The sequence below is a fragment of the Pseudomonas sp. Irchel 3A18 genome (assembly GCF_900187465.1).
GTDB classification, from domain to species: domain Bacteria; phylum Pseudomonadota; class Gammaproteobacteria; order Pseudomonadales; family Pseudomonadaceae; genus Aquipseudomonas; species Aquipseudomonas cichorii.
This window is the reverse complement of sequence record NZ_FYDI01000024.1, coordinates 18,333-36,956: the sequence shown is the minus strand read 5'-3', so window position 1 is coordinate 36,956 and position 18,624 is coordinate 18,333. Positions and strand designations below refer to the sequence as shown.

Sequence of the window (18,624 nt, the reverse complement as noted above, 5' to 3'; positions counted from 1 at the left end):
ACAGTTGCCGTTTTATAACGGATAAAAATCGGCTTTTAAAGTAGATATCGGCTCAAAACAAAATAAAACATCAATTTAAGCCGATACCCATCGAATTTATTCCAGCTCGCTCAACACCTTGGACACACTCTCGACAAAAAATTCCACGCTTTTCCGGGTAGTACACATCGGCGGCTTGATCTTGAGAATGTTCAGGTAATCGCCGGTCGGCTGCATGAAAATGCCCAGTTCGCGCAGGCGATCACACAATTGTGCGGTTTCTTCGGTGGCAGGCTCCAGGGTCTGGCGGTCCCGGACGAATTCGACACCCAGATAGAAGCCCATGCCATGCACGGCCCCCACCAGCGGATGTTTATCGGCCAAAGCCTCCAGTCGCGCCTTGAAGTAGTCGCCGACCTGGCGGGCGTTTTCCCACAGATTTTCTTCTTCCATCACATCCAGCACCGCCATGCCAATCCGGCAACTGACCGGGCTGCCACCGGATGACGAGAAGAAATAACCCTCGGCCTCCAGCGCTTCGGCAATTTCGCGGCGGGTAATGACAGCACCCAACGGATGACCGTTGCCCATGCCCTTGGCCATGGTGATGATGTCCGGCACCACGTTCTGCTCTTCAAAGCCCCAGAAGTAATGGCCCAGGCGTCCATAGCCCACCTGCACTTCGTCGGCGATGCACACGCCGCCCTGCGCACGGACCTTCTGGTAGACCTGTTGCAGATAACCCGGCGGCAGGGAAATCCCGCCGGCATTGCCATACACCGGCTCGCAGATGAACCCGGCCACTTGCCGCTGCTGTTCAGCCAGCGTTGCCAGCGTTTGATCGACGCTGCGCACATAGTCCGGCGTGCTGTCGCTGCCACGATAAGGGCCGCGGTAGGTATTGGGCGCGGTCACCGGATGCACCCAGTCCGGACGGGTACTGAGCGCCTGAGGGTTGTCGGCAATAGAAGTAGAGATGGCGTCGGTGGCCACCGACCAGCCGTGATAGGCCTCCAGCACGCTGAGCATGTCGCGTCCGCCGCTGTAGGCCCAGGCCAGACGAATTGCCAGGTCATTGGCCTCGGTGCCGCTGTTGACCAGGAACACACGGTCCATCCCTTCGGGTGCCAGCTTGAGCAGGCGCTCTGAAAACTCGACGATGGAAGCGTAATGAAAACGGGAGTTGGTGTTGAGCAGCGACCACTGGCGACCGGCTTCCTTGGCCATGCGCGGATGACCATGGCCCAGCACCGCCACGTTATTGAGCATGTCCAGGTAGGAACGGCCTTGCATGTCGATCAAGTGATTGCGCCAGCCACGCTCGATCTGTGGCGGGGCCTGGTAATAATGCTTCTGCGAGCGGGCGAAGCTGGCATCGCGGCGGTTCAGCAGCTCGGGTGCATCCGCAACAGCAGGCGCATCACAGTCAAACCCCAGCAAGGTCGCGGGCGATGGGCTCAGCACTCGCCATGCAGCGGCCCGTGATGCTGTAGTGAACAGTGGCGGGCTCAGTTCGGCATCCGTGCAAAGTTGCAGCAGCAGGGAACCACCGCCCTGCCCGATCACATCACCCGCCACGACGAGACTTCCGGGCTTCAGGTCTGTCACGGCGCCCCACAACCTCACGCTCAGCGCATCGCCCACCAGCCACAGCGCCGCATCGGCCGTCAGGCGCAAAGTTGCGTTGAAGGGTGCATGCAGAGGCGTTTCGGCTGGCAGATGCAGTTCGACGTGCAAGGCAAAGGTGTCAGGCTCTGTAGCGCTGTCGGGCAAGGTGCGTGACAGGCGATATTCACCAAAGCGGCTCGAGGCCTGCCCGGTACGGGCGGCGGCTTCCATCAGCAAGCGCTCGTCGATACCGCTTTGCTCCCAGTTCCCGGCCACGAAATGCTCGCTGAGCACGCCCAGATCAACGATCTGGAATTCACGGCCAGCCAGGCTGGGCAGCAGTGGGAAATAAACCGGCTGTGCAGCAGTCTCCGGCTCGATCCCGACCGCCTGCAGAATGGCAGCTTCCATCAGTTGCATCGGCACCGAGGTCGCTACCTCGAAGATGCCCCATTCGCCTTCCAGATTGGCCTGGATATAGGTGTTGCCCGGCTCGACACTGGCCTGCTGCTCACTGCTGAGCACCAGCACCGCCGAGCGGGCGACGATCAGTGGCCACAAGGCCTGCAACTCAGCGGTCTTCAGCGGATTGATGGCGTGGTAGGCGCGAATCGCCGGCAGGATGTAGAAAGGATCACCTTCAGCATGATGCAGCAGCGCAGCGCAGGTGACCGACAGATCCGCCACTCGCCAGGTAGTGACCAGATCCCCGAAATCGATCAGGCCTTGCAGTTGCCAGCGCCGCTCCGCATCCCGAGTCCAGACCACATTGTGTTCGGTGATATCCAGATGGACGGCCTGGATCGGCAGTTCCGGAATGAGTGGCAGCAAACGCTTATGCGCCTGCTCGGCGGCCTCCATGAGGCAGAGACGCTCATTGGCGTTCGAGATCACCGGCAGCAGGTGCCTGATCAGGGCCTGGGCATGCCGGGGGTCCCATTGCAGGATGCGCTCAAGACCGGGATGTTCAAAGGCTGCAAGCGCCTGATCGACCTGAGCGCACAGCTCGCCGAGACTGGCCACCACCTCATGGCTCAGATGCTGAACATGGCCAAGAGACTGGCCGTCGATAAACTCCAGCAAACGCACATGAACGGCCCGGCCATCGACGTCCAGAGACAGCAACTGCTCGGTGCTGTTGGCGCGGATCACGCCCGGCACGCGCACCGCCGAATGGCTGGCCAGATGCTGTAACGCCCCATGCTGGGCGTCCAGCTCCACAGTGGAGTAATCGCCGTGGCAGATTTTCAGCACATAGCGGCGTTGCCCGGCGTCGAGCAGAAAGTTGCGATCCTGCTGGCTGCCCAACTCTTTCAGGGCACCGCTCAACCCGTAATGCTGCTCAAGCAGTTGCAGGGCCTGGTCAGTATCGACCTGCGGACAAGGCAGGCTGGAGCGGCGGATAAGCGTAGCGAGCGGCATGTAACAACCTCGTTCTTGTTATGATCCCCGGCCAGATCGGCAACGGCATTCCAATCGAGCAACTATAGGGTGCCTGATCCTCGTCACCAACTTCTGTTCAGTGAACGGACGGCGGTTTTATGGCGACGGGGCTGTGATCTATCAATTTATTTCATTACGTGTGCACCGGATATTGTCCGATGCTGTCTGCATACCGCACGTCGCCATGCGACAGGCTATGCTGCATAACGATCAAGACCTACTACAGAGAAGACCCGATCATGCGAATACTCGTGACCGGTGGAGCAGGCTTTATCGGCTCTGCATTGATCCGACATCTGATACAGAACACTGAGCACGAAGTCCTCAACTTCGACAAGCTGACCTACGCGGGCAACCTTGAATCACTGAGTTGCATCGCGACCGACACACGCTACGAGTTCGTACAGGCCGATATCTGTGATCAGGCCAGAGTCCGCGCCGTGCTCGAACGGTTCGAGCCCCACGCCATCATGCATCTGGCGGCCGAGTCCCATGTGGACCGCTCCATCGATGGCCCGGGCGACTTCATCCAGACCAATATCGTCGGCACCTACAGCCTGCTGGAAGCTGCTCGCGGCTATTGGCTGACATTGCCCGAAGCCGAGCGCCGAGTCTTTCGCTTCCATCATATTTCCACCGATGAAGTGTACGGCGACCTGCATGGCGTCGATGACCTGTTCACCGAAACCACGCCTTATGCGCCCAGCTCGCCCTACTCCGCCAGCAAGGCGGCTTCGGACCATCTGGTGCGGGCCTGGCATCGCACTTACGGGCTGCCGGTGATCGTGACCAACTGCTCGAACAATTACGGGCCGTTTCATTTCCCCGAAAAGCTGATCCCGCTGATGATTCTCAACGCACTGGCGAGCAAACCACTGCCGGTGTACGGCGACGGTCTGCAGGTGCGTGACTGGCTGTACGTCGAAGACCACGCCCGGGCGCTGTTCAAGGTGGTGACCGAGGGCCTGGTCGGCGAGACCTACAATATTGGCGGGCACAACGAGCAGAAGAATATCGATGTGGTGCGCGGCATCTGTGCCTTGCTGGAAGAGCTGGCCCCGGCAAGTCCCGTGGGTGTGGAGCACTTCAGTGACCTGATCACTTACGTGGCCGACCGTCCCGGCCACGATCAACGCTACGCCATCGATGCGGGCAAGATCGAACACGAGCTGGGCTGGACGCCTGTCGAAACCTTCGACTCAGGGCTGCGCAAGACCGTGCAGTGGTATCTGGATAACCTGGACTGGTGCCGCAGGGTTCAGGATGGCAGTTATCAGGGAGAACGACTGGGCTTCACTGACCACAAGGATCTGATCGCATGACAAAGGGAATCGTACTGGCCGGGGGCTCGGGCTCACGCTTGCACCCGATCACACTGGGCATCTCCAAGCAACTGCTGCCGGTCTATGACAAACCGATGATCTACTACCCGATTTCGGTGCTGATGCTGGCCGGCATCCGTGAAATCCTGATTATCTCCACGCCTCTGGATTTGCCGCAGTACCGCAAACTGCTGGGCGACGGCAGTCAGTTCGGCGTAAGCTTTCACTACGCCGAGCAGCCCAGGCCCGATGGTCTGGCTCAGGCGTTCCTTATCGGGGAAGAGTTCATCGGCAATGACTCGGTGTGCCTGATTCTGGGGGACAACATCTTCCACGGTCAGCATTTCAGCGAGCAACTGCAAAAAGCCGCGGCAAATACCAAAGGTGCCACGGTGTTCGGCTACTGGGTAAAAGATCCGGAGCGCTTCGGTGTCATCGATTTCGACGATGAAGGCCGTGCGCTGTCCATCGAAGAAAAACCCGAGGCTCCAAAATCCAACTACGCGGTCACAGGTTTGTATTTCTACGATAACGAAGTGATCCAGATCGCCAGGGACGTGAAGCCGTCACCACGCGGCGAACTGGAAATCACCGATGTGAACAACGCCTATCTGCAGCGCGGCGAGTTGCGGGTCGAACGTTTCGGGCGGGGCTTTGCCTGGCTCGATACCGGGACCCATGACAGCCTGCTCGATGCCTCGGCGTATGTGCAGACCATCGAACATCGACAAGGCCTGAAGGTTGCCTGCCTTGAAGAAATCGCTTATCAGAATGACTGGATAGACTGTAAACATTTACTGCACCGTGCCGATTATTTTGGCAAGACCGGTTACGGCCAGTATCTGTTCCAACTTGCAGGGGAACGTAAGTGAAAGTGACAGCCACAAAGTTGCAAGACGTCTTGATCATCGAACCCAAAGTGTTCGGCGATGAGCGCGGCTTCTTCTACGAAAGCTACAACGCCAGGGCTTTCTTCGAAGCGACCGGCATCAAGCCGGACTTCGTCCAGGACAACCACTCGCGTTCGCAGAAAGGCGTACTGCGTGGCCTGCATTACCAGATCGAAAACGCTCAGGACAAACTGGTGCGGGTCACAGCTGGCGAAGTGCTGGATATCGCCGTGGATATCCGCCGCAGCTCTCCGACATTCGGCCAATGGGCAGGTGTACGCCTGTCGGCTGAAAACGGTCGCCAGTTGTGGGTCCCCAAAGGCTTCGCCCATGGTTTCGTGGTGCTGAGCGATTACGCAGAGTTCCTGTACAAGACCACCGACTACTACACCCCGTCCGCCGAGCGCTGCATTCGCTGGGACGATGCCGACCTGGGCATCGACTGGGAACTTGCCGGAGCACCGCAATTGTCGGCCAAGGACCAGCAAGGCAAGAGCCTGAAGGAAGCAGATCTGTTTGCATGAGTGCCTGTCGGTTCAGCGGCAGGCATAATGCTGCTTACTGAGACGCCTGCTCTGACGCGATCGTGAGGTTCGCGAACGAATTCGCTCCTACGCACGGTAGAAGCCAATTCGTTCGCGAAAGACAGGCCCGCACCCCTTCGGCCATCGCCCAGACATGACTACCAAAGCCGCTATTCCACAACGCCCTCGCTGGCGCAGCCTCGCCCTTCTGGCCTTGTGCCTGGCCCCTATGCTGTGGCCGCTCGAACACCTTGCCGAACGCTACTACCGAAGCGAACTGGCCAGCCAGAATCGCCAGACCCTGGACCTGTACGTGGCCAGCCTGCTGGGCACCCTGCACCGCTACGAAACCCTGCCACAGATTCTCGCGGACCTGCCGGCCCTGCATGATGTGTTGGCCCGGCCTGGTGATCCGGCGACACAACAGCAGGCCAATCAGCTACTCAAGGACATCGTCCGGCAAACCGGCGCAGACGTCATGTACCTGATGGACCGCAACGGCCTGACCATAGCGGCCTCCAATTCGGAGCAGCCCGACCGCTTCATAGGTCGCAACTTCTCGTTCCGTCCTTACTTCAGCGATGCGCTGGCCGGAAAACTGGGGCGCTTCTTCGGCCTGGGTACAACCTCGGTCAAGCGCGGCTACTTTTTCGCCGCGCCGGTCAGTGACAACGGCGAAGTCACAGGCGTGCTGGTGGTCAAGGTCGATCTGGACCACACCGAAACCCTGTGGGGCAAGACGCCCGAACAATTGCTGCTCACCGACCAGAATGGCGTGGTGATCCTGACTTCCAACCCGGAATGGCGCTTCCGGGCGACACGCGAACTGAGCGAAGAAGAAAAGAAAGCCATCGTTGCCATACAGCCTTACCCGACCCGCGACCCAAAGCCGCTCAAGCTCGATGACCGTGCCTGGCTGACCCAGACCCGCTCGATTGCCGAAACCGACTGGAACGTAAGCATCCTTGCGCCCCGTGTGCTGCTCGACCGGCAAGTGCGTACCGTGGTTGCAATTGGTGGTGCAGGCCTGCTGGTGCTGATGTCGCTGCTGGGCCTGATGATGCAGCGCCGTCGTCACTATCTGGATCGCATCGCCTTCGAGGCCAAGGCCCGACGTGAACTTGAAATGCGCGTCATGGAGCGCACCAGCGACCTGGAAGGCCTCAACAGCCGACTCAAGCAGGAAGTTCTGGAGCGCGAGCAGGCTCAGCAGGAACTGGTGCGCGCCCAGGATGAGTTGGTACAGGCCGGCAAGCTTTCGGCACTGGGCACCATGTCAGCCAGCATCAGCCATGAACTCAATCAGCCGCTGGCGGCGATCCGCAGCTATGCCGAAAACGCGGAAGTGCTTCTGGATCACCAGCGCACCGAAGACGCTCGCGGCAACCTGAAGCTGATCAGCGAGCTGACCGGCCGCATGGCGTCGATCATCGCCCACCTGCGCGCCTTCGCTCGCCGGGACCGGCACGCACCGGAAAGTGTTGCGCTGCAACCGGCACTGGACGACGCCCTGGCGCTGCTGGCCAAACGGCGTCGCGCCATGGAAGTCGAACTGATCCGCGATCTGCCGGACGCGACCCTTTGGGTTCAGGCCGGTGAAACCCGGTTGCGGCAGGTATTGGGCAACCTTCTGGCCAATGCGCTGGATGCCCTGACCGAAAAAGGCCCGCCCCGCAGGCTGTGGATAAGTGCCGAAGCCACAAGCGAAGGCGTCAACCTGTACATTCGCGACAATGGCTCGGGCTTTACTCCAGAAGCACTGGCACGGGCACGCGAACCGTTTTTCACCACCAAGACCCGTACTCAGGGCCTGGGGCTGGGGCTTGCGATCTGCGATACGCTGATGCGCGCCCTGGGCGGCGAACTGTTGTTCGCCAATCACCCGACCGGTGGTGCATTGCTCACCCTGCGTCTGCGCGCCGGTTCGTCCGGGGCCAACCTTCAACCGCCAGAGGATCTTTCCGCATGAGTTCGGATACCGCCATCGACAGCCAGATTCAAGTGGTGCTGATCGACGACGACTCGCACCTGCGCCAGGCCTTGAGCCAGACGCTCGACCTTGCGGGCCTGAAAGTCCTGCCACTGACCGAAGCCAACGGGCTGGCCAGCCGCATCGGTCGCGACTGGCCGGGCGTCATCGTCAGCGATATCCGCATGCCCGGCATGGATGGCCTGGAACTGCTGAGCCACCTGCACAGCCAGGACCCGGAATTGCCGGTCTTGCTGATCACCGGCCATGGCGATGTCCCGCTGGCGGTCCAGGCCATGCGCGCCGGGGCCTATGATTTCCTCGAAAAACCGTTCGCCAGCGATGCCTTGCTCGACAGCGTGCGCCGGGCGCTGGCACTGCGGCGTCTGGTGCTGGATAACCGCAGCCTGCGCCTGGCCTTGAGTGATCGCCAGCAATTGAGCACCCGGCTGGTGGGCCAGTCCACGCCGATGCTGCGCCTGCGCGAACAGATCGGCGCACTGGCGGCGACCCGCGCAGACGTGCTGATCCTGGGTGAAACCGGCGCAGGCAAGGAAGTGGTTGCCAGAGCCTTGCATGACCTGTCCAACCGCCGCAACGGCCCGTTCGTGGCGATCAACGCCGGGGCCTTGGCTGAATCGGTGGTGGAAAGCGAGCTGTTCGGTCATGAGCCAGGCGCTTTCACCGGCGCGCAAAAGCGTCGCATCGGCAAGTTCGAGTTCGCCAACGGCGGCACGCTGTTTCTCGACGAAATCGAAAGCATGAGCATGGACGTGCAGGTCAAACTGCTGCGTCTGTTGCAGGAGCGTGTGGTCGAGCGCATGGGCAGCAACCAGCAGATCCCGCTGGATATCCGCGTGATTGCCGCCACCAAGGAAGACCTGCGTCAGGCCGCCGATCAAGGGCGTTTCCGGGCGGATTTGTATTACCGCCTGAATGTCGCTTCGCTGCGCATTCCGCCGCTGCGAGAGCGAGGCGAAGACGCGCTGATGCTGTTTGAACATTACGCCGATGCCGCCAGCATGCGACACGGCATTCCCAAGCATGAACTCACGCCGGGCCAACGCGCTCTTTTGCTGCGCCACAACTGGCCGGGCAATGTGCGCGAACTGCAGAACGCCGCCGAGCGCTTCGCTCTGGGGCTGGAACTGGAGCTGGAAGGCAGCACCACGCCGGACGCCGCGCCGGTCAGCGGTGGCCTGAGCGATCAGGTGGAAAGTTTCGAGCGCGCCCTGATTGCTGCCGAACTGACACGCCCGCACAGTTCGGTCCGCAGCCTCGCCGAAGCGCTGGGGCTGCCGCGCAAGACCTTGCACGACAAGCTGCGTAAACACGGCCTGAGTTTTGGCGACAGCACGGGAGCAGCCGATGAGCTCGAATGAACAGGACTCGCCCGCGCAGACGCTGGAGCGCGTCCTGCACCACGACATCCCGCTGACTCGCGAAATGGGCATGCGGGTTATCGACTGGCAAAACCACAGGCTGCGCCTGCATCTGCCGCTGGCCCCCAATATCAATCACAAAAGCACGCTGTTCGGCGGCAGCCTGTATTGCGGCGCGGTGCTGGCGGGTTGGGGATGGCTGCACCTGCGGTTGCAGGAAGCCGGGATCGACGATGGGCATATCGTGATTCAGGACGGACAGATCAGTTATCCGCTACCGGTTCGCGGCGACGCCATTGCCCTGTGCGATGCACCGGATGATGCGCAGTGGGACAAATTCATCGCCACCTATCAACGCCGCGGCCGTGCGCGCCTGACCTTGCAGACCCGCATCACGGCGCAGGACAGCGAAGCGGATGCCGTGCGGTTTACCGGACAGTTTGTGCTGCATCGGTGAACCGGCATTCGCGAACCACACATATCGCGAATGAATTCGCTCCTACCGGGCCAACTCCAGCAGTTTCTCGCGCCATGTCGCCTTCGCAGGCAAGGCCAGGAAAAACGGGTTGAGCAAGGATTCGCGGGGCGGATAGCTGAACACTTCGCCATCGAGTTGCAGCACTTCGCCGCCCGCGCCTTCAAGCACACCTTGGGCTGCGGCGGTATCCCACTGAGAAGTCGGAGCCAGTCGCGGGTAGCAATCGGCTGCACCCTCGGCCACCAGACAGAACTTCAATGAGCTGCCGATGCTGGTCAGTTGCAACTCGCCCAGGCCAGCGGACAATCCTGCCAGCAGGCGCTCCTGCTCGGGGCTGGAGTGGCGGCGACTGGCGACAACGGTGAATTCCTGGCCGGCACCCGGCTCGTTACGCACCGCGATGGGCGCAATGTGGCTGTCATTGTCGCTGCGCCAGGCGCCCAGGCCGGCACCACCGAAATAGCAGCGATTGTTGGTGGGCATGGACACCACGCCAAACACCACACGCCCACGCTCGATCAGCGCGACATTGACCGTGAACTCTTCGCTGCCGGAAATGAACTCCTTGGTGCCGTCCAGCGGATCAACCAGCCACCAGCGTTCCCAGCCTGCACGCTCGCTCAGGGGAATGTCGGCATCTTCTTCGGACAACACATGAATCGAAGGGTCAAGCGCCTGCAACCCCTCGACCAATACCTGATGAGCCGCCAGATCCGCAGCGGTCACGGGGGAATCATCGGCCTTGGCGGTCACGGCGACGCCCGAGCGCCAGAACGGCAGAATCGCCTCACCCGCCAGCCGGACCAGATCGATCACAGGAGCAAGAAGCGGATGCGGCAGGTTGTCGAACACATCGGTCATGGCAGGAAAAATCCACGTTGGGTTAACAGGTCGCGCGCCAGATACAGCGCCGCCAGGGCGCGGCCTTCGGTGAACTGGGCGTTCTGGGCCAGATTGGCCAGCTCCCGCAGGTTGACCCGATCGACGCGAATCGGCTCGGGCTCGTCGCCTTCAAGACGCTCTTCGTAAAGATCAGTGGCCAGCACCACCTGAATCTTCTGGTTCATGTAACCGGGCGACAAGGACAGCTCGGTCAGGTGTTCCAGTTGGCGGGCACCGAAGCCTGCTTCTTCCTTGAGTTCGCGATTGGCGGCCGCCAGCACATCTTCGCCCGGCTCGATCAGCCCCTTGGGCAAGGACAATTCATACTCGTCCGTGCCGCCGCAATATTCTTCAATCAACAGCGCATGATCGGCGTCGATCATGGCGACAATCATCACCGCGCCATATCCCGCACCCCGACCGACCAGCCGCTCGTAAGTACGCTCGACCCCGTTGGCAAAGCGCAATTGCAGCTCTTCGACCCTGAACAGGCGACTGCTGGCGACGATTTCGCGGGCGAGAACGGTAGGTTTCTGGCGCATGACAGGCTCCTTTGCGATGACGGGGTACTATACCGTGGCTTTTCCGATTGTCTGTCTCGGATATGCTTACATCCGCCATCAATTCCTGAAGAGGCCAGAATGCTTTCAATGCCCTGGAGCGATATCGATACCGTCCTGCTGGATATGGACGGCACTCTGCTCGACCTGCATTACGACGACCACTTCTGGATGCAGCACTTGCCCCAGCGCTATGCCGAATTGCATGGCGTCAGTCTGGCCATGGCTCTGCTGGAGATGCAGCCGCTGTTCGAGCGCCATGCGGGAACACTCAACTGGTACTGCCTGGACTTCTGGAGCACGGAGTTGAAGCTGTCGGTGCGCGACCTGAAACTCGAAACCGCGCACCTGATCGCCTTGCGGCCTGATGCCCAGACCTTTCTGGCTGCGCTCCAGAAAGCCGGCAAGCGGGTGATCATGATCACCAACGCCCATCGCGATTCGCTGTCATTGAAGTTGGAGAGGATCGAGCTGGCACCCTACTTCGAGCGCCTTATCAGCTCCCATGACTACGGCTTCCCCAAGGAAAACCAGCAGTTCTGGGACGCTTTGCAGGCCGACACCGCGTTCGACCCGGCGCGCAGCCTGTTTATCGACGATACCCTGCCGATCCTGCGCAGTGCCGGACGCTTTGGTGTGGCGCACTTGCTGGCAGTCAGCGAACCCAATAGCCAGAAAGGGCCAAAGGACACCGAAGAGTTTGAGGCAGTGAAAGATTATCTGGAGCTGATCAAGGACTTGTAGAAGCGAATTTATTCGCGAAGAGGGCCTCTCGCGAATAAATTCGCTCACGAAAACTCCATTTGAAAACCTAATCAGGAATCCTCAACTGCTGCCCCGGATAGATATGGTTCACATCCTTGAGCATCGGTTTGTTGGCCTCGAAGATTTTCTGATACTGGTTCGGATCGCCATACACCCGCCGAGAGATGGCGCTCAAGGTGTCGCCCTTTTCTACCGTGACGAATCGGGCAGCCGCTGTAGCAGGCGCACCGGCCGCGAGGGTCAGTTGATCGTCCACGGTATCGACGCCCGAGATATTTCCCAGAGCCAGCAAGATCTTTTCCTTTTCTTCCTGACTGGATACCTCTCCTGTGACGGTAACCTTGCTGCCATCCAGCGTGATTTGAACATCGGGATTACCTAATCCAAACTCGGAAATACGCTTTTTCAGGGCTTCATCGGCATTGGCAGTACCCGGTGTCAGTGCATCGAGGATGTTTTCCCCTGCCGTTTTCAAGAACTCGAAAAGACTCATTGCTCATTCTCCTTCACGGTTGTTGCCACGCCCGTAAGGATTAACCATAGCTCCCGTAACCCTGGATTTGCGGAGTTCCGACCAACGTTGCCCACCCCACAGGCTTCGCTGAACGCGTAGAATCAATTCCCTGCCTCGCCTATAGGAGTGAAGATGGACATCAAGCAACTGAAATTCCTGATCGCGCTCGACGAGACTCGTCACTTCGGCCAGGCAGCAGCACGCTGCAATATCACCCAACCCACACTGTCCATGCGCCTGCGCAATCTTGAAGAAGAGCTGGGCTTGCCGCTGGTCATGCGCGGGCAGCGTTTTGAAGGTTTTACCGCTCCCGGTGAGCGGGTGCTGGCCTGGGCCAGAACCGTTCTTTCGGCTTATGACGGCTTGCAGGCTGAAGCAGCGGCCTGCCGTGGGCATCTGGTCGGGACCCTGCGCCTGGGTGTTGTGCCGCTTTCGAGTTTCGATCCGCTCTCGCTGTTGCACCGGCTGCATCAGATCCACCCCAATCTGCGCTTCGAGCTGTCGTCGCTCAGCTCCGAGCAGGTTCTGGAACAGCTGGCGAGCAATCGCATCGATCTGGGCGTGTCGTATCTGGAGCGTCTGGATAACGAACGCTTCGACACCCTGACTCTGGATGAAACCCGCATGGGCCTGCTGTATGACCGCCGCCACTTCAGCTTTGGCGAACAGCCATTGACCTGGAGCGAGCTGGTCGAACTGCCACTGGGCGCGCTGACAAGCGGCATGCATTTTCGCCAGTCCATCGATCACAACTTCCACAGCCGCGGCCTGCATCCGCAGCCATTGCTGCAAACCGATGCCGTTCACCAGTTGATGCAGGCCGTGCATGGCGGTTTCTGCTGCACCATCATGCCGCTGGACGGCGGTCTGGACATGCTCACCGAACATCTGGGCCTGCACCCCATCGCCGATGCACGCACGCTGGCGCCCATTGGCCTGATCATGCGCCGCAGCGCGCCGCGCTCGGCCCTGGCGGAGGCCTGCTTCACGCTTCTGACAGAAAACCAGAAATGAGTATTGATCGACGTCATCTATCAGAGCATTGGAACTAGCGATTAGACGATATCCGACAAGAGGCCTAGGCTAAGCGCTATCAAACTGCCGGTAATCAGTCCATGCACGCCAAGCGCACGGCCAGCGCGGCGCCCGCTCTTCAGGCGCCCGCGCCTCAAGCAAGCCAGTCTTACAGCTACTCGAATCTCGAGGGCGATGACTCGGCACACAATGCGCTTGCCGAAGAGGTAGCGCTCGCCATTGCCTACAACGGCATCAGCCAGGCGGTAATGCTGGTCAGCCCCACGGATCTGGAAGACTTCATCGTCGGTTTCAGCCTGGGCAGCGGCATCATTGCCTCGGCAGACGAAATCTACGACTTCAAGCTCAGCGGTTGCGGGTCGGCCATGCAGGCCGAGGTCGAGATCGCCAGCCGTGCTTTCTGGAACCTCAAGCAGCAGCGTCGGCAACTGGCCGGTACCAGCGGTTGCGGACTTTGCGGCGTCGAAGCGGTCGAGCAGGCGCTGCCGGAGCTGAACGTATTGCCCGGCGCGCCCTTGCCGCCTGCCGAGTGGCTGCAAGGCCTGCGCCAGCGCATTGGTGAACTCCAGCCACTGGGCCAACATTGCGGTGCCGTCCATGCGGCCGTGTTCATGGACTGCAATGGCCAGTTGTTGCTGGGCCGTGAAGACATCGGACGCCACAACGCCCTGGACAAGCTGATCGGCGCCCTGACCCGCCAGAACATTGCCCTGACAGGCGGTATTGCCATCGTCACCAGCCGCTGCAGCCTGGAACTGATCCAGAAAGTCCTGCGCGCCGGCATCCAGACGCTGGTCAGCCTGTCGTCGCCCACCGGCCTGGCCCTGCAATGGGCGCGCCGTCATAACCTCAATCTAATTCACCTGCCGCAGCACAGTGCGCCGCGGGTCTATAGCCCTGCGATGGAGATTCAAGCGTGAGCACTCATCACCAAGCCGACAAAACCCCGACGCCTCGCTACAAGCCTTACAAAGGTCCGGCAGGCGGCTGGGGCGCACTGATCAGCGTGACACAGGCCTGGCTGGGCAGTGACAACGCGCTGAAGAACCTGCGCATGATGCTCAAGACCAACCAGAACGGCGGCTTCGACTGCCCTGGTTGCGCGTGGGGCGACTCGCCGGAAAGCGGCATGGTGAAGTTCTGCGAGAACGGCGCCAAGGCGGTCAACTGGGAAGCCACCAAGCGCCGCGTGGATCCTGCGTTCTTCGCCCGTTACAGCGTCAGCGCACTGCTGGAGCAAAGCGATTACTGGCTGGAGTATCAGGGCCGTCTGACCGAGCCGATGGTCTATGACCCGCAAAGCGACCGCTACAAGCCCATCAGTTGGGACGATGCCTTCGCGCTGATCGCCAAGCACCTGAACAACCTGCCAAGCCCGAACATGGCCGAGTTCTACACCTCGGGTCGGGCCAGCAACGAAGCGGCCTATCTCTATCAGTTGTTCGTCCGAGCCTACGGTACCAACAACTTCCCGGACTGCTCGAACATGTGCCACGAAGCCAGCGGTGTGGCGCTGTCGCAAAGCGTGGGCGTGGGTAAAGGCACGGTGACGTTCGATGACTTTGAACACGCCGACGCAATTTTCGTACTGGGCCAGAACCCGGGCACCAACCACCCGCGCATGCTCGATCCTTTGCGCGATGCGGTGAAGCGTGGCGCTCAGGTCGTGTGCGTCAACCCGCTCAAGGAGCGTGGTCTTGAGCGCTTCCAGCATCCACAGCATGCGATGGAAATGCTCACCAACGGCGATCGCCCGACCAACACCGCGTATTTCCGTCCGGCACTGGGCGGCGACATGGCACTGCTGCGCGGCATGGCCAAGTTCCTGCTGCAATGGGAGCGCGAAGCCCAACTCAGCAATGCACCCGCTGTCTTCGATCATGCATTCCTAAACGAACACACCCAAGGCGTTCTGGATTACCTGGCGGCCATCGACGAAACCTCATGGGAAGAAATCCTGGAGCAATCCGGTCTGCCGATGAGCGATATCGAGCAATCGGCCCGCATGTACGCCAAAGGCCAGAACGTGATCATGTGCTGGGCCATGGGCATCACCCAGCATCGTCACTCGGTAGCGACCATCCAGGAAATCGCCAACCTGATGATGCTGCGCGGCAATATCGGCAAGCCGGGCGCAGGCCTGTGCCCGGTGCGCGGCCACAGTAACGTGCAAGGCGACCGGACCATGGGCATCAATGAACGCCCACCGGTGTTCCTGCTCGACGCTCTGGAAAAACGCTTCCAGTTCAAGGTCCCTCGCGAGAACGGCCATAACGTGGTCGAAGCCATTCACGCCATGGCCGAAGGTCGCTCCAAAGTGTTCATCGCTCTGGGCGGCAACTTCGCTCAGGCAACACCCGACAGCCCGCGCACTGCTGCAGCACTGAGCAACTGCGACCTGACCGTACAGATCAGCACCAAGCTCAACCGCAGCCACCTGTTCCACGGCAAGGAAGCGCTGATCCTGCCGTGCTTCGGCCGTACCGATATCGACATCCAGGCCAATGGCCCGCAAGCGGTCACCGTGGAAGACTCGTTCAGCATGGTGCACGCCTCCAACGGCCAGTTGCAGCCCTCTTCGTCGCTGATGCGTTCGGAGCCTGCGATCATCGCCGGTATCGCCAACGCGACCGTAGGTAAACAGCCGGTGGACTGGCTATGGCTGATCGAAGATTACAACCGTATTCGTGACCTGATTGCTGACACCATCCCGGGCTTCAAGGACTTCAACGAGCGCGTCAAGAATCCTGGCGGTTTCTATCTGGGCAATGCCGCAGGTGCCCGCCGCTGGAACACGGCGTCGACACGCGCCAACTTCAAGCCCAATGCGCTGCCGCTCAGCCTGCTTCATGAGGGCATCAGTTCCACGGGCCAGACCCCGGACCTGATCATGCAGTCCATGCGCTCCCACGATCAGTACAACACCACCATTTATGGCCTGGACGACCGCTATCGCGGTGTGAAAGGGCAACGTGACGTGTTGTTCGTCAATGAAGCCGACATTATCCGCCTGGGCTTCCAGCCGGGTCAGAAAGCAGACTTGATCTCGATCTGGAGCGATAACCACGAACGTCGCGTCAAGGGCTTCACCCTCTTGCCGTTCGATATCCCGGCAGGTCAGGCGGCGGCTTACTATCCAGAGGTCAACCCGCTGGTGCCGCTGGAAAGCGTTGGCGAAGGCAGCCATACCCCCACCTCGAAATTCGTGGCAATCCGCCTGGAACGTTCGAGCGAGTCGGCACGAATCATCTGATTCTGCTGCCCATGAAAAAGGCCCGAATTCGTAAGAACCGGGCCTGTATCAAGTAAGCTCAGACTGTCTTTTTCAAGTTAAGTTCCCTATGTAAAACAATAACTTAGCTATTTGTGTTGCAGTCGTGTTACTCGTCGGAATTTCGTTGCTACATTCCTTGCGGCATATCAGGATCGCGCCGTCATCCCTATGAGATTCCATACATGAAGTATTCCTCGATACTGTTGTTGTCTCTTACTCTCGCAAGCGGTTTCGCCTCGGCAGGTGGAACAGTTGAAGCGGGCGTAGGCGGTGCATTGGGTGGGGTACTGGGTTCGGCTGTCGGTCAACAGATCGGCGGCAGCACAGGTTCTGCGATTGGCGCAGGCCTGGGCGGCGCAGCTGGCAGTGCGGTTGGCGCAGACCGTCGTAACCGTACAGAAGCGGCCATCGGTGGCGGCCTGGGCGCAGCGGGCGGTAACGTGATCGGCCGCAGTGTAGGCGGAAACACCGGTAGCCTTGTCGGCGCAGCCGCTGGCGGCGGTGCAGGTGGTGCCCTGGGTAACTACATGGGTAACGAAAGCCGCGAAGACGATCGCCGCTATCGCAATGGTCGTGACGATCGTCGCGAATACCGCGGCCATGGCCATCGCAAGCATTACGGCCATCGCAAACACGGTCGTGACTGGCGTCACCGTTGATTGATCACGCTATGCAATACCAGACTGGCCGCCCTGAAAAGCGGCCAGTTTTCGTTGAGCCTCTAAAAAGCAGAAATATGCCCTTCAGGAATTCAGGTTTCTGCCGAAACGCCGTCTAGAAAAATTACGCGTTGCCTATCGACCAGCACTCAAGGAGCAGGGATGGATTCCACCAAGCCACAGGATGACGACGGGATCATTCGCATTCAGCGCCTTGTCCCCGGTCAGGTCGATGTGGTGCTGGGCTCGCATCCGGGCAAACAGCGAATCGCTCGCCCCCGCAAATCATCACGTCGTTATGTATTGGCCTTGCTCTGCGTGGGCATTTTCGCAGTGCTGGCAGTGGGGCTGGCCACCCGAACCAGCACCCCCAAGCCTGTACCGCTGATCGCACTCGAACAACCAGAGCCTGCAGCCGGACCTGAACCCGTCGATGAGGCGCCCCTTCAAGTCGCCAACGAGCTTGCACGTCCGGCTTTGCGGGTGGAGCCCTACGTTGTTCCGACGCCTGTGGCCGCCACTCAGGAATCAGCTCCCGTAGCCCAACCTCTGGATAACTGCATCAAGGATGGCAATGTCATTGATGAGAGTGTTCTGAACTGCCGCTTCGGCCAGGCTTCGCGCCCTGCTCAGGCTGCACCTGCAACAGGCATGGTGTCTGCCAGCTACATGGCGGATTTCAAATCCGATGCCTCACGCAAAGCGCCTGCACGCCAGCAGAAGCCGCATACGGTTGCCACCGTGTCGATTCGCGAATGGGATGGCAATGGCCGCTATCGTGCGCAATGGCGCCTCTACGAAAATCGTATCGACGGCGACAGCGTGTGCGAGAACTTCCTCAATCGCTCAGTGGAAAGACGTGAATGCCGCCTTTCTGCCCAGGTGTTTTTCAAGGAAGAGTGCCGGGAATGGAACAAGCGTGCGGCGCGGGATCGCAACGAAGAAAGCAAAAATACAGCGCAACGCTATTGCGAAGCCATGACGACCTTTACCCCCTGAAATCATTATTGAGATTAAATCTCAATCTCATATATAGCCAAAGGCTTACACGAGCTGACGGCATTTGGCTCTTTTTCCCCTACGGCAACCTCCGTATTATTGGATCCAACAGGTGGCGAACAAGGAGTTCGCCAGGATCAAGGATGATCGACCATGGCCGGGAAGGCTGCCGACAGGGAGTTGGAATGGTCCTGGAAAAACCCGCTTCGGCGGGTTTTTTGTTGTCTCGCAAAAATGAGAAAGCCTACCGGGATGCGGATGCAAAACCTCCGCGATTCTCCCTATTTGGGGCATTCGTGTAGAATTGCGCCATTTCAGGCTCTGCACGATGTACATAATCA

At 59.9% G+C, this 18,624-nt stretch carries 16 protein-coding genes; 12 read left to right on the top strand and 4 right to left on the bottom strand.

The window, feature by feature from the left end:
* Positions 1-96 precede the first annotated feature (96 nt).
* Positions 97-3,009 (bottom strand): aminotransferase, encoded by a 2,913-nt coding sequence (locus CKW23_RS25605; RefSeq protein ID WP_095068652.1) that lies wholly within the window; start codon positions 3,007-3,009, stop codon positions 97-99.
* Positions 3,010-3,269: 260 nt separating this feature from the next.
* Between CKW23_RS25605 and rfbB the strand changes: the two genes are divergently transcribed.
* The 6 genes from rfbB to CKW23_RS25575 all read left to right on the top strand — a co-directional run bounded on the left by rfbB (position 3,270) and on the right by CKW23_RS25575 (position 9,574).
* Positions 3,270-4,352 (top strand): dTDP-glucose 4,6-dehydratase, encoded by a 1,083-nt coding sequence (gene rfbB / locus CKW23_RS25600; protein WP_095068651.1) that lies wholly within the window; start codon positions 3,270-3,272, stop codon positions 4,350-4,352.
* A complete protein-coding gene (rfbA, locus tag CKW23_RS25595) occupies positions 4,349-5,224 on the top strand; it encodes a glucose-1-phosphate thymidylyltransferase RfbA (RefSeq protein ID WP_025262495.1) in 876 nt (291 codons plus the stop codon). Before rfbB ends, rfbA begins: the two co-directional genes overlap by 4 nt.
* Positions 5,221-5,766 (top strand): dTDP-4-dehydrorhamnose 3,5-epimerase, encoded by a 546-nt coding sequence (gene rfbC, locus CKW23_RS25590; protein WP_025262496.1) that lies wholly within the window; start codon positions 5,221-5,223, stop codon positions 5,764-5,766. Before rfbA ends, rfbC begins: the two co-directional genes overlap by 4 nt.
* A 154-nt stretch (positions 5,767-5,920) precedes the next feature.
* Positions 5,921-7,735 carry an ATP-binding protein gene (locus tag CKW23_RS25585; protein WP_025262497.1) on the top strand — a complete coding sequence of 605 codons (1,815 nt, stop codon included), beginning with the start codon at positions 5,921-5,923 and terminating at the stop codon, positions 7,733-7,735.
* Positions 7,732-9,117: a sigma-54 dependent transcriptional regulator gene (locus tag CKW23_RS25580; protein ID WP_025262498.1), complete on the top strand. Its 1,386-nt coding sequence runs from the start codon at positions 7,732-7,734 to the stop codon at positions 9,115-9,117. Before CKW23_RS25585 ends, CKW23_RS25580 begins: the two co-directional genes overlap by 4 nt.
* On the top strand, positions 9,104-9,574 hold the full coding sequence (locus CKW23_RS25575; RefSeq protein WP_095068650.1) for a YiiD C-terminal domain-containing protein: 471 nt from the start codon (positions 9,104-9,106) through the stop codon (positions 9,572-9,574). Before CKW23_RS25580 ends, CKW23_RS25575 begins: the two co-directional genes overlap by 14 nt.
* A 42-nt stretch (positions 9,575-9,616) precedes the next feature.
* On the opposite strand, the gene cysQ is transcribed toward CKW23_RS25575, so the two are convergent.
* Both cysQ and nudE read right to left on the bottom strand, forming a co-directional pair.
* The gene (cysQ, locus tag CKW23_RS25570) at positions 9,617-10,456 is read right to left on the bottom strand and encodes a 3'(2'),5'-bisphosphate nucleotidase CysQ (protein ID WP_025262500.1); all 840 of its coding nucleotides are present in this window, start codon (positions 10,454-10,456) and stop codon (positions 9,617-9,619) included.
* Positions 10,453-11,019: an ADP compounds hydrolase NudE gene (gene nudE / locus CKW23_RS25565; protein ID WP_095068649.1), complete on the bottom strand. Its 567-nt coding sequence runs from the start codon at positions 11,017-11,019 to the stop codon at positions 10,453-10,455. The genes cysQ and nudE overlap by 4 nt, the downstream gene beginning before the upstream one ends.
* A gap of 99 nt (positions 11,020-11,118) precedes the next feature.
* Between nudE and yrfG the strand changes: the two genes are divergently transcribed.
* A complete protein-coding gene (gene yrfG, locus CKW23_RS25560) occupies positions 11,119-11,781 on the top strand; it encodes a GMP/IMP nucleotidase (RefSeq protein ID WP_025262502.1) in 663 nt (220 codons plus the stop codon).
* A 67-nt stretch (positions 11,782-11,848) separates the two neighbouring features.
* Here yrfG and lysM read toward each other — a convergent pair whose 3' ends face one another.
* Positions 11,849-12,295, bottom strand: coding sequence for a peptidoglycan-binding protein LysM (lysM, locus tag CKW23_RS25555; protein ID WP_025262503.1), 447 nt, complete (start codon positions 12,293-12,295; stop codon positions 11,849-11,851).
* Between the two features lie 153 nt (positions 12,296-12,448).
* Here lysM and CKW23_RS25550 point away from each other — a divergent pair, with 153 nt between their 5' ends.
* From CKW23_RS25550 to CKW23_RS25530, 5 genes are all read left to right on the top strand, one after another.
* A complete protein-coding gene (locus CKW23_RS25550) occupies positions 12,449-13,330 on the top strand; it encodes a LysR family transcriptional regulator (protein ID WP_095068648.1) in 882 nt (293 codons plus the stop codon).
* A gap of 101 nt (positions 13,331-13,431) precedes the next feature.
* Positions 13,432-14,271, top strand: a complete 840-nt coding sequence (gene fdhD / locus CKW23_RS25545; RefSeq protein ID WP_095068647.1) for a formate dehydrogenase accessory sulfurtransferase FdhD — start codon at positions 13,432-13,434, stop codon at positions 14,269-14,271.
* Positions 14,268-16,604 (top strand): FdhF/YdeP family oxidoreductase, encoded by a 2,337-nt coding sequence (locus tag CKW23_RS25540; protein ID WP_025262506.1) that lies wholly within the window; start codon positions 14,268-14,270, stop codon positions 16,602-16,604. Before fdhD ends, CKW23_RS25540 begins: the two co-directional genes overlap by 4 nt.
* A gap of 203 nt (positions 16,605-16,807) precedes the next feature.
* Positions 16,808-17,284, top strand: coding sequence for a YMGG-like glycine zipper-containing protein (locus tag CKW23_RS25535; protein WP_025262507.1), 477 nt, complete (start codon positions 16,808-16,810; stop codon positions 17,282-17,284).
* A 162-nt stretch (positions 17,285-17,446) separates the two neighbouring features.
* Entirely contained in the window at positions 17,447-18,283 is an 837-nt protein-coding gene (locus tag CKW23_RS25530) for a hypothetical protein (RefSeq protein ID WP_025262508.1), read from the top strand.
* The last annotated feature ends 341 nt before the right edge of the window (positions 18,284-18,624 follow it).

Excerpts from the sequence above, each read along its gene's own strand:
- CKW23_RS25605 (WP_095068652.1), bottom strand. The coding sequence starts at position 3,009 with ATGCCGCTCGCTACGCTTATCCGCCGCTCCAGCCTGCCTTGTCCGCAG.
- rfbB (WP_095068651.1), top strand. The coding sequence starts at position 3,270 with ATGCGAATACTCGTGACCGGTGGAGCAGGCTTTATCGGCTCTGCATTG.
- rfbA (WP_025262495.1), top strand. The coding sequence starts at position 4,349 with ATGACAAAGGGAATCGTACTGGCCGGGGGCTCGGGCTCACGCTTGCAC.
- CKW23_RS25585 (WP_025262497.1), top strand. The coding sequence starts at position 5,921 with ATGACTACCAAAGCCGCTATTCCACAACGCCCTCGCTGGCGCAGCCTC.
- CKW23_RS25580 (WP_025262498.1), top strand. The coding sequence starts at position 7,732 with ATGAGTTCGGATACCGCCATCGACAGCCAGATTCAAGTGGTGCTGATC.
- CKW23_RS25575 (WP_095068650.1), top strand. The coding sequence starts at position 9,104 with ATGAGCTCGAATGAACAGGACTCGCCCGCGCAGACGCTGGAGCGCGTC.
- cysQ (WP_025262500.1), bottom strand. The coding sequence starts at position 10,456 with ATGACCGATGTGTTCGACAACCTGCCGCATCCGCTTCTTGCTCCTGTG.
- nudE (WP_095068649.1), bottom strand. The coding sequence starts at position 11,019 with ATGCGCCAGAAACCTACCGTTCTCGCCCGCGAAATCGTCGCCAGCAGT.
- yrfG (WP_025262502.1), top strand. The coding sequence starts at position 11,119 with ATGCTTTCAATGCCCTGGAGCGATATCGATACCGTCCTGCTGGATATG.
- lysM (WP_025262503.1), bottom strand. The coding sequence starts at position 12,295 with ATGAGTCTTTTCGAGTTCTTGAAAACGGCAGGGGAAAACATCCTCGAT.
- CKW23_RS25550 (WP_095068648.1), top strand. The coding sequence starts at position 12,449 with ATGGACATCAAGCAACTGAAATTCCTGATCGCGCTCGACGAGACTCGT.
- fdhD (WP_095068647.1), top strand. The coding sequence starts at position 13,432 with ATGCACGCCAAGCGCACGGCCAGCGCGGCGCCCGCTCTTCAGGCGCCC.
- CKW23_RS25535 (WP_025262507.1), top strand. The coding sequence starts at position 16,808 with ATGAAGTATTCCTCGATACTGTTGTTGTCTCTTACTCTCGCAAGCGGT.
- CKW23_RS25530 (WP_025262508.1), top strand. The coding sequence starts at position 17,447 with ATGGATTCCACCAAGCCACAGGATGACGACGGGATCATTCGCATTCAG.